Origin of the sequence: Methanofastidiosum sp. (assembly GCA_020854815.1) — an archaeon.
GTDB lineage: Archaea > Methanobacteriota_B > Thermococci > Methanofastidiosales > Methanofastidiosaceae > Methanofastidiosum.
On record JAHKLW010000008.1, the window covers coordinates 1 to 15,931 of the forward strand.

Annotated in this window: 14 protein-coding genes; 7 read left to right on the plus strand and 7 right to left on the minus strand. The window is 38.4% G+C overall.

The window, feature by feature from the left end; genetic code table 11:
* Window positions 1-354: 354 nt before the first annotated feature.
* The 3 genes from KO464_00975 to KO464_00985 form a co-directional block, all read right to left on the minus strand.
* Window positions 355-981 carry an ECF transporter S component gene (locus KO464_00975; protein ID MCC7571944.1) on the minus strand — a complete coding sequence of 209 codons (627 nt, stop codon included), beginning with the start codon at window positions 979-981 and terminating at the stop codon, window positions 355-357.
* A gap of 65 nt (window positions 982-1,046) precedes the next feature.
* Window positions 1,047-2,699 carry an ATP-binding cassette domain-containing protein gene (locus KO464_00980; protein MCC7571945.1) on the minus strand — a complete coding sequence of 551 codons (1,653 nt, stop codon included), beginning with the start codon at window positions 2,697-2,699 and terminating at the stop codon, window positions 1,047-1,049.
* Window positions 2,692-3,618 carry an energy-coupling factor transporter transmembrane protein EcfT gene (locus KO464_00985; GenBank protein ID MCC7571946.1) on the minus strand — a complete coding sequence of 309 codons (927 nt, stop codon included), beginning with the start codon at window positions 3,616-3,618 and terminating at the stop codon, window positions 2,692-2,694. The genes KO464_00980 and KO464_00985 overlap by 8 nt, the downstream gene beginning before the upstream one ends.
* A 119-nt stretch (window positions 3,619-3,737) precedes the next feature.
* On the opposite strand from KO464_00985, the gene KO464_00990 reads away from it, so the two are divergent.
* From KO464_00990 to KO464_01005, 4 genes are all read left to right on the plus strand, one after another.
* Window positions 3,738-4,703: a DUF4430 domain-containing protein gene (locus KO464_00990; GenBank protein MCC7571947.1), complete on the plus strand. Its 966-nt coding sequence runs from the start codon at window positions 3,738-3,740 to the stop codon at window positions 4,701-4,703.
* A 9-nt stretch (window positions 4,704-4,712) separates the two neighbouring features.
* Window positions 4,713-7,676, plus strand: a complete 2,964-nt coding sequence (locus KO464_00995) for a hypothetical protein (GenBank protein ID MCC7571948.1) — start codon at window positions 4,713-4,715, stop codon at window positions 7,674-7,676.
* Between the two features lie 61 nt (window positions 7,677-7,737).
* Window positions 7,738-8,340, plus strand: a complete 603-nt coding sequence (locus tag KO464_01000; GenBank protein ID MCC7571949.1) for a hypothetical protein — start codon at window positions 7,738-7,740, stop codon at window positions 8,338-8,340.
* Between the two features lie 67 nt (window positions 8,341-8,407).
* Entirely contained in the window at window positions 8,408-9,790 is a 1,383-nt protein-coding gene (locus KO464_01005) for an FAD-dependent oxidoreductase (protein MCC7571950.1), read from the plus strand.
* Between the two features lie 6 nt (window positions 9,791-9,796).
* Here KO464_01005 and KO464_01010 read toward each other — a convergent pair whose 3' ends face one another.
* Window positions 9,797-10,108 carry a PadR family transcriptional regulator gene (locus KO464_01010; protein MCC7571951.1) on the minus strand — a complete coding sequence of 104 codons (312 nt, stop codon included), beginning with the start codon at window positions 10,106-10,108 and terminating at the stop codon, window positions 9,797-9,799.
* Between the two features lie 106 nt (window positions 10,109-10,214).
* Here KO464_01010 and KO464_01015 point away from each other — a divergent pair, with 106 nt between their 5' ends.
* Window positions 10,215-10,397: a hypothetical protein gene (locus KO464_01015; GenBank protein ID MCC7571952.1), complete on the plus strand. Its 183-nt coding sequence runs from the start codon at window positions 10,215-10,217 to the stop codon at window positions 10,395-10,397.
* A gap of 159 nt (window positions 10,398-10,556) precedes the next feature.
* Window positions 10,557-12,011, plus strand: coding sequence for a glycine--tRNA ligase (locus KO464_01020; protein ID MCC7571953.1), 1,455 nt, complete (start codon window positions 10,557-10,559; stop codon window positions 12,009-12,011).
* A gap of 5 nt (window positions 12,012-12,016) precedes the next feature.
* On the opposite strand, the gene KO464_01025 is transcribed toward KO464_01020, so the two are convergent.
* From KO464_01025 to alaS, 3 genes are all read right to left on the minus strand, one after another.
* Entirely contained in the window at window positions 12,017-12,430 is a 414-nt protein-coding gene (locus tag KO464_01025; protein ID MCC7571954.1) for a DUF3830 family protein, read from the minus strand.
* Window positions 12,431-12,627: 197 nt separating this feature from the next.
* Window positions 12,628-12,936, minus strand: a complete 309-nt coding sequence (locus KO464_01030) for a hypothetical protein (protein MCC7571955.1) — start codon at window positions 12,934-12,936, stop codon at window positions 12,628-12,630.
* A 31-nt stretch (window positions 12,937-12,967) separates the two neighbouring features.
* A complete protein-coding gene (gene alaS, locus KO464_01035) occupies window positions 12,968-15,577 on the minus strand; it encodes an alanine--tRNA ligase (GenBank protein ID MCC7571956.1) in 2,610 nt (869 codons plus the stop codon).
* 72 nt (window positions 15,578-15,649) lie between these two features.
* On the opposite strand from alaS, the gene KO464_01040 reads away from it, so the two are divergent.
* On the plus strand, window positions 15,650-15,931 hold a 282-nt coding region (locus tag KO464_01040), incomplete at its 3' end, for an aminopeptidase P family N-terminal domain-containing protein (GenBank protein MCC7571957.1).

Sequence of the window (15,931 nt, forward strand, 5' to 3'; positions counted from 1 at the left end):
AGTGACATGATGGTAAAGGAGGCGATGATCAAATTTCTCCTTTATGCAACGGTGCGGCAGATTGAATAAAGCACTGTTTTTAGAAAAGGAAAAATAGATTATAGACATAGTTGCCGCAAGCACGAATTATGCAACCATGCAAAAACGATGAAAAGATTAATAAATTAGCAATCATCTTAGCCGCAATCGCAAATAGCGACTCCTTAGAGGTAGTTATTCTTGAAGAATGAAATCATAATTAACTTTCCAAAAGATGTCAGGGAATACTGTCCCAAATGCAAATGCTACCTTTATCCTGTGAAAGATCATATTTGCCACTTCTGCAAAAGTAAGACCGTCCAACATAAAGAATAACTACATTCTTTCAATTGTAAATCTTTTCTTATATCTTGTCAGAATCTTAATTGTCCTTTCACCTATTATTGCCATAAATAATCCATTGCCAAATGCATGGCTCACATCCCACCCGATGCTAAGGACATAAGTTCTGACAAAAGTTTCTAATGTGTGTGGTTTCACAAAAAAGGCAAAGTGCCAAATATTCATTATCCAGCCATAAAGAAATCCCCAAGCGATTGCAAATAGTATAATGAATTTAAAGTTAATATCTTTTCTACCTAGATAACCTGCTGTGAGCCCGGGTAGTCCCCAGCCTATCATCTGAAGCGGCGTCCACGGCCCGTGGCCTAAAAAAAAATTTGAGACAAATGGAGTCAAAGCTCCTACAAAAAACCCGGCAATTGGGCCATAGATAAGGCCAGAACAGATGATGAGTGTTGTGCACGGCTGTATACCCTGGAAATTAGAAAATGGTATCCTTAAAACTGCCGATATCCCGGAAAGCATAGCTATAAGCGTAAGCTGTTTTGTACTGAACTCCTTTTTTTCAAACTGGTATACAAAAGAAATGATCACAAGGACAAAGATGCCTATTATCTCATATGGCCAGAGCTTTACTATTGTTCTGGACTCATCAAACAATAACCCCCCGCCAAAAAGAAGAACTGCCAATGCAACTATGATTAAGGGGAATACATCACTTATTTTTATTCGACCACCTCTAATAGCTCCTCAACTGTCAAGGTATCGTCAGGTATGCCGTATTTAGTGTAGGGTTGTACCAATCTATTAATTTGTGGGGAGAAGAGAAGCGCCTTGGATAGTACGTCTCTTTTATTGCCATCAGAAATGATGTTGCCTTCACTTAGCAAAACAACTCTGTCTGCAAACTCTGCTGCGGTCTCTACATCATGCGTTACCATAATGGCTGTCTTGGCCTTTTCCTTCAGGTAAGAAATAAGCTCTTTTTTCAGGTAGTAGTCCATGCCCCTTGTAGGCTCATCAAGTATCAGTATCTCCGGCTCTGAAACTAAAACTGAGGCAAGCGCCACCCTCTGCCTTTCTCCGCCTGACAGATCATGCGGATAGCTGTTCCTGTACTGGTATATCTTAAATCGCCTGAGTATCTCTTCCACCTTCCGGTCTATCAGTTCTTTTTCCAATCCAAGATTTCTTAATACAAATTCAACTTCCCCTTGGACTGTATCATTGAAAAGGTGCAGGTTAGGGTCCTGAAATACTATGCCAACTTTTTGGATGAGCTCGTCTAATGAATAATCATTGATCTTTTTGCCAAAGAGCTCTATCTTCCCCTTCCTCTGCTTTACAAGGCCATTCATAAGTTTTACAAGAGTAGTTTTGCCGCTCGCATTTTTACCCATGAGGGCAATCATGTCCCCCTCGTAAACTTTAAATGAAATATTTTTCAAAACGTCCTTTTCGCCGCCATATGAAAAGAAAACTTTCTCCATGGAGATGGAAACTTTTCCGGAGCTTTTTTTCCTCTCCCATGGTGCATTGTTCTTTGGATTGCTCAAGACGTCCTTTAGGGAAAGCCTCGCTTCCTTTACCGTGAGGGGTATCCCGTTGTTTGCTATTTTATCCTTGAAGTTAAGCGATAGCCTTGTCACCGGGGGAAGCCCGACTTTCCAGTTCTCAATATGGGCCGATTTTATTTTTCTGGGGCTCCCGTCATATATCATTTTACCGCCGTCAATCATAAGCATCCTATCAACATGGTGAATGACCCGCTCTAGCCTATGCTCAACCAGAAGTATTGTAAGCCCCAGCTCATCGTTAATCTTTTCTATAACGTTTAGCACCTCTTCAGCGCTTCTTGGGTCAAGCTCCGATGTGGGCTCATCGAGCAAGAGTATGCTAGGGTGCATTGCAAGCGCAGATGCTATTGCAACCTTCTGCTTTTGCCCCCCTGAAAGCTCTGAAGTTGTCCTGTTCCTAAGCCTTGAGATATTAACAGCATCAAGCGCCTCTTCTATCCTCTTTTTCATAAGCTCATTTGGGAAGCATAGATTTTCCATGCCAAATGCTATCTCCCTCTCCACCCTGTTAGATATCAGCTGATTTTCAGGGTCTTGGAAAACCATGCCGACAAGTTCTGACATCTGATTAGTTGGAGTCTCAGAAGCATTCTTGCCGTGGACTATTACCTCTCCGCTTATCTTCCCGCCATAGAAATTAGGGACAAGCCCGTTTATTGATCTTAGGAAGGTTGACTTCCCACCTCCCGATGGCCCAGTAATGACCAAAAACTCCCCTTCCTCTATCTCGACATCTATCTTGTCAAGTGAGGGCTCTAGGCAATCAGAATAATAAAAAGAAAAATCATTGAAATTAATCATATGTCATCATCTCTTTGATTTTTAGCAAAGGCAATAGGAAAACTTGGGCCAAGAGGATGGCCAAAATATAATACGCTTCAGAACTTGATCTTATCAGTGAGTCTAGTCTTTGATAGAATCTAAAGACGCCAATACCTTGAGATATCATATAGAGTGAGATGATTAGGGGTGTAATCGATACAACTATTAGAAGAACATCTGAAATAGAAATTTTGGTATCCTTATAGAAGGTTCGCATTTCATATCTACCGAATCCCCTGGTCTCCATAGACTCTGCAATCTGGACGCTCCTATCAAGACTCTTTGAAAGCAGAGGAAAAAATATCGCACCGTATTTTTTTATTCGATCATAAAGTTTGCCTTTTGAGAAGTCAACGCCTCTTGATCTCTGGGCTTCCTGGATATTTTTTAGATCAGAGAACAGGACAGGGACGAACTTTGTTGAAAGCGATGTTACAACTACAGACTTGTATGGGAGCCTTAGTTTTGTGACGGCGCTCAAAAGGTCGTCTGGGTCTGTTGTGAGATTTAGAACTGCAAAAGCACCCAGGATTGCAGCTATCCTTATACACATTGTGAGCGAAAAGGCGAGCTCTTCTAAGGTAATATTTAGTATGCCAAATATGGGGATTCTAAAAGGCAACTGCCAAAGCACAGTTTCCCCATTAGCATTCACCAAAAGGTTAAACAATATAACGAAAGGAACAAAGAACACGACGAGCTTCATTACCCTTGCCCAATCGTAGAATATTTTTGATACCAAAGCCATAAGCAATGGAGATAGAAATATTATAAACAGAATTATGGGGTGCTCAAAGATTATAGAAATCATAAGGATGGAAAAAAGCCACATCATTTTCAAAAATGGCGAGGCATCATGAAAGACTGATCTTTTCCTTTTGTAGACAAGTTCGAGCATTTTATCCCTGGATGGTCTAGCCATCCTTATTATTTAACCTTTTCTGGTCTAAATCCGAAAACTATATATATGGATGGCTACACCATCCATATAGCAATATTAAACCGGAGGAAAATAAAATGAAAGGAGTAAAGATTAGAAATTTCTATGTTCTATTTGTATTTTTTATATTATTAGTACAGTTGCCCTCTCTATTGATGGCGAATAGTATAGGCAACGTGCCATCTGTATTTTCAAATGGAACGGTATTTGTAACTGGGAAAAATGCAAATTCGCTTGACCTTCTCACAAGGGACACAGTTTCAAAAAGCTTTAAGGAGATGGGTGTTTTAAGCACAAATTCTTTGGACTTTGAAGTCCCGACGAACAAATCTCTTGTATTAATAGGCGGACCTGCAATTAACTCCAAGACAAGGGAACTAAACGATGTTTTTGGGATAAGGTATGAAGAAACTCAAGAGAGGATAATAATAACTGCCAAGGATATCTCCATATCAAAACCAAAAATAGGCTTGGGAGAAGACATAGGCATCATTTACTTTGGAAAATCAAATAACTCCAATATTTTGATGCTTTGGGGCGCTTCAAGAGAAGGTACTTTTGCAGCAGGACTTATCCTGGAAGATTCTGAAAATTTACAAAAATATGGCAATTCTCAATTTCTACTTTTGAAGTGGAAGGACAATAACGGTGACCTGTTCGTTCAAAAGGATGAGATAAGCATAACATCTGAAGCACCGGCAACTTCAGGGACTACCACAACTACAGAAGACAAGAACACTATTACTGTAAATATTACAGCCGATTTTAGTAATGGTTACACCAAAGAATGGAAGAATGTTAAAGTTCCAAGGGACTCCACAATCTTTGATGCTATGAAGGCTTCTGGAATGAAGTTTGATTACAACATACAGGCCCTAGGTGTTTTCGTGACTTCGATAGAAGGTCTTGCAGAAAACAGGTCTACAGGGAGATACTGGCAGTACTGGATAGGCGGGAACTACTCTCAGCTTGGTATTTCTAATATCAAAGTAGCTGATGGTATGAAAATAGAGTGGAGATACACAGATTCGTTTCAAAGTTAAGGTGAGTTTATGAAAAAAATTATTTCTATTTTTTTATTGTTGGTATTTGTAATATCGATTGTACCAAACTACTCTGCGCAGGAGCTTCCTGGAAGGGACTTCTTTATTGATGAAAAGGGAAATCCCCAAGCTTTGATAGTACTAAGCGAAAAGGCGACTGCAAAGGACATACAGAAGGTAGCAGAAGTTGTGACTAAACTCACAAATGAAACTTACTATAGTATTACAGGTACCGATGAAAGGATAATATGGGAATCGGACAGTTTTACTGAAGATGACCACGACAATGTTGCTCTTGGTTACACTGGAGTAAAGTCAAATGTAGATTGGAGCTACAATCTCAGAAGATTCACTACACCAGCCTACTTCTTCTCGCATGGTGGTGATCCTTCGGCAGCATCTCCGTTTTGCCCCTTTTATGTAGAAAGTGTAGAAGCATTTTTTGATGGGGATAGAAATACAAGAATAGTAGGTAGGAATAATATTGACTATGGTGGAGATTGGCCATGGTCTAAGGATATTATTGTGAAGTTCAACAATTACAAAGAGATAACAGATGTCAACTTTACATTTGAGAATATAACTGACTACAATGTTTACTACCTAAGTAGTTACTGTCCGAATAGCTTCTTATTTTTTGGGTCTCCAACAAATCCATACGGAAACTGGCAACTTTTACCTGTAGCAGGTGGATGGCCACGAGCAGGATCTGCAACTAAAGTCACAGATTCCTTTAGCTTGATGCAATCAGTAAAAACAAATGCTTTACTAATTGTACTAGATCCTACAACAGGCATGCCACCAAATATGGCATTCCCCCATTCCCTATATGAATTTGAAGTTAAGGGAAAATCATTTTCAGTGCTTTATGGAAACAGCTATTATGTTGACTTTGCATGGGCAGAAAAAGCTTCAGGTCAAGATAAAAATCTATTGAAAAATTTAGATTACTGGATTGAGGATATTAAACAAACTTTGCCAGGGGACTTTATAGAAACTTCCGGGAAGAGTTATTCCGCTCAAACTTCAAGTTATAATCTACTCGATCGGCAGATAAATCTCCTAAGGATGTACAAGTATAACGAAGACGAAACTTTTCCAGATAAAGCCGTCGGCAGGATATTCTATGGAACTCCAAGAACTTGGGAAAATGAAGAGTTTAGAGTCGGAGAGACAAAAACATACGGCGAATACAAAGTCAAGCTAGTGGATATTAACTTGGACAATAGCCAAACAACAGTTAACTTTGATCATAAAACGGGCAGATATTATCTTGGCGAACAGAAGGCCACTATTGAAGTTACTGATCCAGAAGGTATTGTTAAAAGACACATTATGAAAATAGATTGTTGTTCCAATACTATTGCAGAATTATTTGCCTTCTCAGATGCAGATTCTCTGAATGCTAGAGAAGCTCTATGCAAGCTAAAAAGTGAAGGTGAATGCTGTGATCTAATTCTTTTAGAACACCACTCAAAGATGGACGAATCATTTTTAGATCCATTATACAGCTATAATACTTGGGGCGGTCCAAATAAACAGGCACTTCACTTTGGGCCGGGTTCTACTGGATTTTACTGGATATATGGATACGGATTTGACTATGATGCTGCAGCAAATTACCCAACATTAATATTTAATGGTGATAAAAACAGGGCAATTCAAATATCAGGAGGGTCAGTAGAAGATTATTACAACGCTTTCAAAAATGCATATGAAAATAATTCAAGCAGATGTTGCGATGCAGAAATAGTAATCAATACAAATTTTGATCCAGAAAGATTCACAACTATCAAAGACAGAGAAACTCTTGTATCCGTCAGGTTGAACAGAGACTTCCCCAATTCTGATTTATATTTGAATGTATGGGGGATAAGGTGTGATTCAGAGTGCGCCCTAGCTTCTGATGACTTTTACTGGGACGCTTCGAGTATCGACTTAACAAGAAGATACCAAAATATAACGCAGTATAAAATTGAGTGCGGAAATACTGGTACCGAACCAACATACAGGGACTTAAAAAAGGGAGACGTGTACAGAGAAGAAATTGATATGTGTGGATACCCCAACTCAAATTACTGTGGAGTTGTTGCATATTTACAAGACGCTAAAACAGGACAAATCTATGCTTCATCAGTTAGAATGTTTACTGCTGGTAATTACCAAAATGCAGCGCCAGATATTACATCTACAAATTGCCAATGCGTTATAGAGTATAACAAAGACCTGGACTGTGATAATTATCCAGAAGAAGTTGAGTTTGCCATCCAAGGGGGCGACATTGCCTTTGTGGGGATGGAAAAAGATCTCGAGAAGAACATTAGTGGCAACGTGAAAGAACATATGATTGCAAAGTTTAACATATACACACTAACAGATTATGGTTGCATAGACGATTGCGAATGCGGATATATTGCAAACGATGGATCTAAATGGAAATTGAACTTTCTAATGAATGATCCAAATGTATACAGTCCTTGGGTAGACAGATGCGATAGTTGTAGAAAAGAATTAAGGTCAATAAAAATTGAGCTATGCGACCCAATACCCTTTGACTGTCTAAACGAAGGTGCAGTATTCTGGGGCCCGGACAGGTACTTTAGAGTCTATGTTGAAGACTACGATGAAGAGAGATACTATGTCAAATACAAGATACAGAGAGTAGATGAGATCCCAAAGAAAGAAATAGTCAATGTAAAGGTGGAGCCTACAAAGATGATAAGAACAGACAGACAAATTACAGCGTCAGACAGAGCAAAGTATAACATGATCCTTATTGGAAACAGAGAAAACAACGATGAAATAAAGAGAGTTTACGATATCAGAAACTTCGTAGATACTGAATCTGAAGGCATGATATATCTAAAGAACATCTATGGCCAAAAAGACATACTAATACTACACGCTACAAATGTTTCTGACTTAAACGAACCGATTAAACAGCTTTCATATCTACTTGATATGATACTATAATTTTTTCTTTTTCTATTTTCTAAACAAAAGTAATATATATTAACATCTCAAATTGATTGATATGTTTGAGAGGAGAATAATCCCACAGGCAAACTTCACCAATGCAGACATCCTTATAGTGTTAAAGATCATTGAAAAAGAGGAAAGCATTGGGAGAAAGCTTCTTTCAAAGAGAATTTTTCTAAATGAAGCAAGCGTTAGGTCAATCCTTTCAAAGCTTAAAGAGATGGAATATATCGACTCCTCAAGATTAGGTCAGAAGGTGACTGAAAAGGGGAGAAAAATTCTCGGGAATTCAATTCAATTTGTGATCCCCTCAGAAATCAACGCCAAAGAGCTAACTCTGAACAATAAAAACTTTGGCACTATAATCAAGGGTGCTTCATCAAAAATAAAGGATGGGATGGACCAAAGAGATAGCGCAGTCTTTGGTGGCGCAAGGTCTGCAATTACACTGATATTCAGAGATAATCATTTTACACTGCCAGATACAAGACCAGAAATAAAAATCCCAACAATAAAACTGAATTTAAGTAGGGCTCTTGAAACAGAACTACATGACAAGTTTGGCCCTAAAAATAATGATATAGTAATCATATCAAGCGCTGAGGATGAAGAAAGAGCCTTTAGAGGAATAGTCCACGTTATTGACTCTTTTATTTAAGATATAAGAATTAATTTTATATTTGTAAGTTTATATTATAGTTCATAATCTTCCGAGAAGAGTTCTTATGAAGAAAAAACTTTTAGTTATTGGGGCAGGACCTGCAGGATTGCCTGTGGCTTCGCAGGTCAGAAAAGAAACTGATCAGTTTGATATAAATGTGATAACAGATAGGCAGTATTATTCTTACAGTCCTTGTGGTATTCCTTTTGTAATAGCAGGGATGATAAAATCATTTGATAATCTTGTAATGAGGAGCGACAAGCACTATAAAGATATGGATATCTTTGTGCACAAGAACACCCACGCAGAGTCAATAGATACCGATAAACAGATTGTTATCACGAATAAAGGCAGTTTTTCCTATGATGCCCTAGTTATTGCAACTGGTGTGAAGCCTTTTGTTCCTCCAATAAAAGGTATAAAGCTCAAAGGAATTTACTTCATGTACTCCCTTGAAGAGGCAATTCAACTCGAAAGAGGCCTAAAGGATGCATCTTCAATTACCATAGTTGGTGCCGGAGCAATAGGGCTTGAAATGGCATACGCTTTCAGAAAGAGAAACAAGGACGTAATAGTCATTGAAAGAAGCTCACAAGTTATGTCCTCTATACTGGACCCTGATATGGCTATAATCGTTGAAGAATATCTTCTCTCAAATGGGATCACTATAATGAAAGATACTGAGGTCACAGCGTTTGAAGGTGAACACGGAAAGGTATCAACAGTTATAACAGATCAAGGAAAAGTAAAAACTGACATGGTCTTAGTCTCGGTAGGTGTAAGGCCAAATGTAGAGTTGGCCACTGAAGCAGGTATGGAAAAAGGCGTTACAGGTGGCCTTATTACAGATTCATCACTTAGAGTTAGGAAGAATGGAAAATTCATGAAGAACATATACGCATGTGGGAACTGTGTAGAGGTCATCGGTGGAGTCACGTTTAGGCCAACTTTGAGTACTTTAGGTTCAACTGCAGTAAGACAGGCCCTTACTGTTGCTGAAAATATTCTTGGAACTAACTCAGTATATACGCCAATTGTAAGTCCAGGCGTTTCTATCATAGGAGAACTAGAGATAGGTGCTGTTGGTGTAAACTCTAAGAGGGCGATTGAATACGGAATATTTCCTAGAGAGTCAATGGCAAAAGGTCTAACTAGAGCGAGATACTTCCCCAAGGGGGAGATAATTACTGTTAAGATATTAGTTGACAAAAACTTTAGATTAATTGGATCCCAGATAATCTCAAAAGAAGGCGTGAAGGGAAGGATAGATTCAATGTCATTTATGATATCAAGGGGTGTTACCGCCCACCAACTTGCCCTAATTGAAACTTCTTATGTGCCACCAATATCAAGCGTTATAGATCCACTGACAATTGCAGCACGAAAGTTGATAGGCATAACAAGGGATAAATTCACTTTGCCAGAATCAATGGATAATACAACATGATGTTTGCTACTCTTGGCTATTTCGATAATTACGCATTTCCTCTAAATCGTGGAAAGATTTGAAAAAGTTATCGATCCTTAAGATGAGCTCCTTCTTCCCTTTTTCAGTGAGCGAGTATCTTTTTTCTTCATCATCAATAATTAGGCCTTTGTCTTTAAGTTTTTTTAAGACTGGGTAGATTGTTCCAGGGCTAAATCTGCGGCCCTTCCTTTTTTCCATTTCATCTGTTATCTCAGAACCATTCATCTTGTCGTTTCTTAATATCCATAGTATCAAAAATGATAGGAATCCCCTGCCCTGGTGTTTATGGTCTCGCATGTTTAACAAATATATTTGAAGTATTAAAACATATCGGTTAACCGAAAGATTTTTAAATAAATATCGGATATACGATATTGGAGAACCGATATAGGAGGTGATAGGAATGTGGAAAAATGAAGATATGGGGCATGGACCAAGACGGGGGCATAGGCATGGTTGCCATGGTAGAAGGCACTTCTATACAAAGCAGGAAAAAATAGAAATGCTAGAAGAATACAAGGTCTGGCTTGACAAAGAAAAGCAGGGTGTTGAAGAAAGAATTGAAGAATTAAAAAAATCTTTGTAAATTTTTTCTTTTTTTAAAATATATTGCTTCTAAACAAGATAACTAAGTTTAGATTAGCTTTTTTTTGCATTTTAATTGATATTTGATTAGTCAGAAAGATATAACTACAAAAAATTTATAAGCCGTCTTCGCTGTTCTTTGCTAAGTAGAGGTAGTTACATGAAATCTGATGAGATAATGGACATTGCACTTAGAAGAGGTTTTATTTTTCCGTCTTCTGAGATTTATGGCGGTATTTCTGGTTTTTATGATTACGGTCATCTTGGTACCCTTATGAGAAGGAAATGGGAAAATGAGTGGAGAAGGCATTATCTTGGGCTAAATCCTAACTTCTTTGAAGTTGATGCAACTAACATAATGCCAAAGAATGTTTTTGTAGGCTCAGGCCACCTTGAAAACTTTAATGACCCTTTAACAGAGTGTGAAAAGTGCCACTCAAGATTTAGGGCAGATCACCTTGTAGAAGAATGTCTTGAAAGGAGTGCAGAAGGCATGTGCGCAGAGGAGATGTCTGGATTATTAAACGAAAGTAATATTCCCTGCCCCAAATGCGGCGGACATCTTCTTGATGTCAAGATGTTCAACATGATGTTTGAGATATCAGTTGGTGCGACAGGTGAATCAGAGGTAGCATATCTTAGACCTGAAACTGCACAGGGCGCATTTTTAGCTTTCAAGAGGAGTTTCAACACGTTGAGAGGCAAACTTCCTATGGGGCTTGCGATTATTGGCAGAGCATATAGAAATGAGATATCCCCAAGACAGGGATTCTACAGATTGAGGGAATTTAACCAAGCGGAACTCCAAGTGTTCTTTGACCCCGATACAATTGAGGACCATCCAGATTTTGATTCCATTAAGGATGTAAAATTAAGGATGTTCCCTTTACAAAACAGGAGCAGTAATGAAGTTGATGAAATAACTGCATCAGACCTCAACAAGAACTTTGGTATCCCCAAGTTTTACATTTACCATCTGGCAAAGATCCAAGAGTTTTACCTTGATAAAATGAAATTCCCAAGAGAACTCTTTAGATTCAGAGAACTTTCTGCAGATGAGAGGGCATTCTATAATAAAATACACTGGGACGTTGAAGTCTATACAGAATCACTTGGTGGTTATAAAGAAATGGGAGGTCTCCACTACAGGACTGACCATGATCTTGGAGGTCATCAGAATGCAAGTGGGGAAAGGCTTGATGTAAACATTGATGGAAAGAAGTTTATACCTCATGTTCTAGAGCTTTCATTTGGTGTTGACAGGAACTTCTGGACTTTACTTGATGTATTCTATAAAGATGAAGGAGACAGAAAGGTAATTTCTCTCCCCAAGGATGTTGCACCCTTTAGAGCTGGAATCTTCCCATTACAAAAGAAAGGAGACCTTGAAAAAGTTGCAAAGAGTGTCTATGACTCTCTATCAAAGTGCTATGATGTTTTCTATGATGATTCAGGTTCAATAGGTAGGCGATACAGGAGACAGGATGAAATCGGAACTCCTTTTGGCATCACTATTGACTTCCAGACATTAGAGGACAACACCGTTACAATCAGAGAAAGAGATTCAATGGACCAGCACAGGGTAAAGATTGAAGACATCTGGAAGAATATTTAATTTTTTTATATCTTTTCAAATATTATATCCTGGGCTCCTTCCCATAGTACTTTTCTACCCAATTCGGGCAATTTTTCATTACCTTCTGTAATTGTGAGGAAATGATTACCGGCAAGCTGACCCATTTTGCTTGAAAAGTGGGTACTGCCATAAGGGATTAATATCTCAGTCTCACTTATTCCCCCAGGGTATAGAAGTATTTCTCCTTTTGAGGGGTGACTTGTATGATTCTCATATCCTAAACCTAGATTTAAATCACTCAAAGGTATCCATACTGCTTCTCCACTCCACCTAACATGGATTATCTTGTTTTTGAACGGTAATAATCTCAAAAATGCAGAACAAGTTTTTGGTGCTTTTTCTTCTTCTAACTTTCCATTAAAAACAAATTCTCCAGCAGTAATCTTAATATTGGTCATCTAAATCTCCAAGATTAATTTTAAATTGAGATATAAAAATCTTCTTTATTTCTATAAATCTCTGTAAGAGCTTGTTGCAACAACTTGTCCACTTGAAGAATTTCCTATGAATACAAAGCTGTGTGTTGTGCCTGAAACAGGTTTTTTAGTTGGTGGGGGAGTTAAAATAAATGTTCTAGTAGCACCTGGGGAGATATCTAATGAGGAGGGGGACGGGGATATTTCAGCCCAAGTATTTTGGCCGCCATAATAAAATCTGAATTCCTTAATCTAATAGTCCCCGAAGAGGATGCATTTTTTAATGTAACATAATATTTATTTCCATCGTCATTTATGCTTAATACTTCAAGCCTTAAATTACCTGAAACGCCTGCTTTCTGCTCAATTTCTTCCTGAATTTGGGTCTGAAAGCTCCTGAACCATACCCAATAAGCACTGACAGAAGATACTGCAACTGCAACAAGTAACATGGTAGCAACAACTGGGGAAACTGCTTTTCTGTTCATAAAAATAAAGAGAGAATAGTAAAATAAAAGACTATCCTTTTACGCCTTGGGCAAAGTCGTCTCTTCCCCCACCTTTACCGTACTTCTTAATTACATTGCAAGCTTTATGTCCACTTTCAATAGCTAGCTTCCCACATGAAACAACTATGTTGCCATCATTATTGGTCAATACAATTACCTTGTTATCACCTGAAAGCTCCTTTGCAATTTTTCTCATTTCATCAGGTGATGTATCTACATTTTCTTCCATGAAAAGTATCCCATCAGATTCTATGTAGTTACACTCAAGACCTTCTTTCTTTAGACAAGATATTTCTGCTTTGAGTCTTTCAATCTCTTTTCCCCTATTTTTCCATTCATTGAAAAATCTCTTTCCGGCGTCAAGGAGTTTGTCCTTTTCGACTTTAAAAACATCAGATAAGTCTCTTAAGAGCATAGATTCTTCCTGGATTGCCCCAAGTGCCTTAAGTCCAGCGGAAAATTCAAGCCTGACAACGCCATCTTGGATCTTACTCTGCTTTAAAATCTTTATTGGCCCAATTTGACCAGTGAAATCAGCATGAGTTCCTCCACATGCCTCAACGTCAAGTCCTTTGACATTGACCACTCTAAGTTTCTTTCCAGGAACTGCGCCACCCTGGTAAAGCCTAAACCCGTATTTTTTTTCTGCTTCGGCTCTGTCAAAAAAGCCTTTTTCTATGGGGAGATTTTTTAAGACTATCTCATTAGATATTCTCTCAATCTTGAATAGGTCTTCATTATCAATAAGCTTGTAATGAGTTATGTCAAGCCTTGCCTTTTCTTCAGTTTTCTCTGCTCCAGCTTGCCATATGTGATTTCCTAAAATCTGTCTACTGACTCCATTTATGATGTGAGTTGCAGTGTGATGTCTTGTAAGATTCAGTCTTCTTTCTTCATTTACTAAACCTTTTACAGTATCGCCTTTCTTGAAGTTGATCTTTTCCATTATGTGTAAGATAACGTTTCCAGAAACTTTAGTATATGAAACTGGGCAGTCATTTAATAATCCCCTGTCACCCTCCTGGCCTCCGCTTTCTGGGTAGAATGCGGTCTTGTCGAGTATTGCAATATTTTCTGAAACGTCTAGAACTTTAGCAGAGAACTTTGTTACGCCATCATAGTAAAGTCTTTCAGTGTCAGGCATATCATAGTGAATTTCCTTTTCACTTTCTATTGATTCCTTCTTCTCATGTCTTTCAGTTACACTCTTGTAAAAGTCCTTAGGTGGTTTTACCCCCATTACTTCAGGAGTAATCCCGTGTGAATCATACAACTCGATTAGTTTATCTTCAGATAGCTCTTCACCCTTTTCATTTAGCCTCTCAACTATCCTTCTTGACTTGTCTTTAGTATTTTCAAACTTCTCCATCTCATAAGAAATAATCTGACATATATCGCCTATATTTTCTTTGAGCTCGGGGTACTGCGGCATGAGATATTTTGCATGTTCTTCAATTACATTTTGTAATTCTATGTCCCATGAAAAACCTTCTATGAAGGAAAGGGCCCTTCTCAAAATTACTCTTAGATTGTAACCTCCGCCGACATTGGATGGTAGTGCCCCGTCTGAAAGTGCAAATAACAGCGACCTTGAATGGTCCCCAATTGAATATATTGCCTGGAGTGGCAAAACTTGTTTTTTTAGATACTCTTTGTTTGAGGATAGTTTCTTTGCTATGTTGTCCCAGACCTTTTCGATGTCTTCGACTTCATCCATGTTTAACATTCCAGAGTAAGGTATAAATCCTTTCAAGAATTCTTTATCGGGAGTAATACCTGTTCTTCTGTAAAGGTGATCGCATACTGTAGGGAAAACTGTTTCGTAACCAATTGGATTTGCAAGGGAAAACCAGGAAAATCTTTCCTGTCCTGCTCCCATATCAAGCACCTTCAGGTCAAGTTCTTTTCCGCCAGAAGGTGTGACTTCATACTCAATGTACACTTGATTTCCAAGCTCTAAACCTCTAGAGAAAAATTCCATACACGGTCCAAAATTTCCTCCGCCTGCCCATGCATCTTCATGAAATATCAATTCTTCTGAAGGTATGCCAAGCCCAGTTTTTAACCAGTCATAAATATCAGATAAAAATCTGTCTTGAGAGAACTCCTTTGGTGGGAAAAAGGCGTGTTGGCCTATCATGACAAAACCGGTGTAGTGCCTTAATGTGACACCAACATTATCAATATCATTGAACCTAACGCAGAACTGTGGCACCAATAAAGGATTTGCTGGCGGCTCCTGAACACCTTTCACCACATGCGGTTGGAAATCATAAATTGACGCCTGGACAAAATCTGTATCATCCCGCCATCTTGCAACAACAGGGTACCTCTTGATTATAGAATATCCCTTTTTCTCAAAAAGGGATGACATCTCTTTCCATACTTGTATGAAGTCGAGTTTCTTCTTTGCGGGAGAATTTTCGATGAATGAGTATCCCCCTTCACACTCAGGATCCCCACAAATATCTCTGTCTTTTACAGACCAAAAATAGGTACCACATTTTTTACACGCTTTTCTAGTAAAACCAAGTGATTTTAATGTATCCACTGCATAATATTTTTGATAATTTTGACTTGCTTTCTTCTTGAAATCTTTTTTTAACGCTCTATCGTCCATAATCCCACCAGGGCATCACTCTTTTATAGACATCTGATAATTCTGTTATATAATTTACTGTTAGTGATTGTGATGAAAGATAGAATCGAAAGGCTTTTTGGATATATCGCTAAGGAAAAGAAAAATGTCGATTGTGCGCTTATTTCAAGGTCAACTTTTCCTGACATTAACTTCTTTTATTTCAGCAATGCTTCAGGAGGTCTTTTTGACGGTTCTTTTCTAGTTTTATACCCTGATGGCACCTCAAAACTTTTTACCTCGACGATGGAGCAGGAAGCAGCTGAAAAATCCAAAGGCGATTTTGAGATCTATGTTTATAACTCTAGAGATGAGCGGATTAAGCTTCTTAAAGAG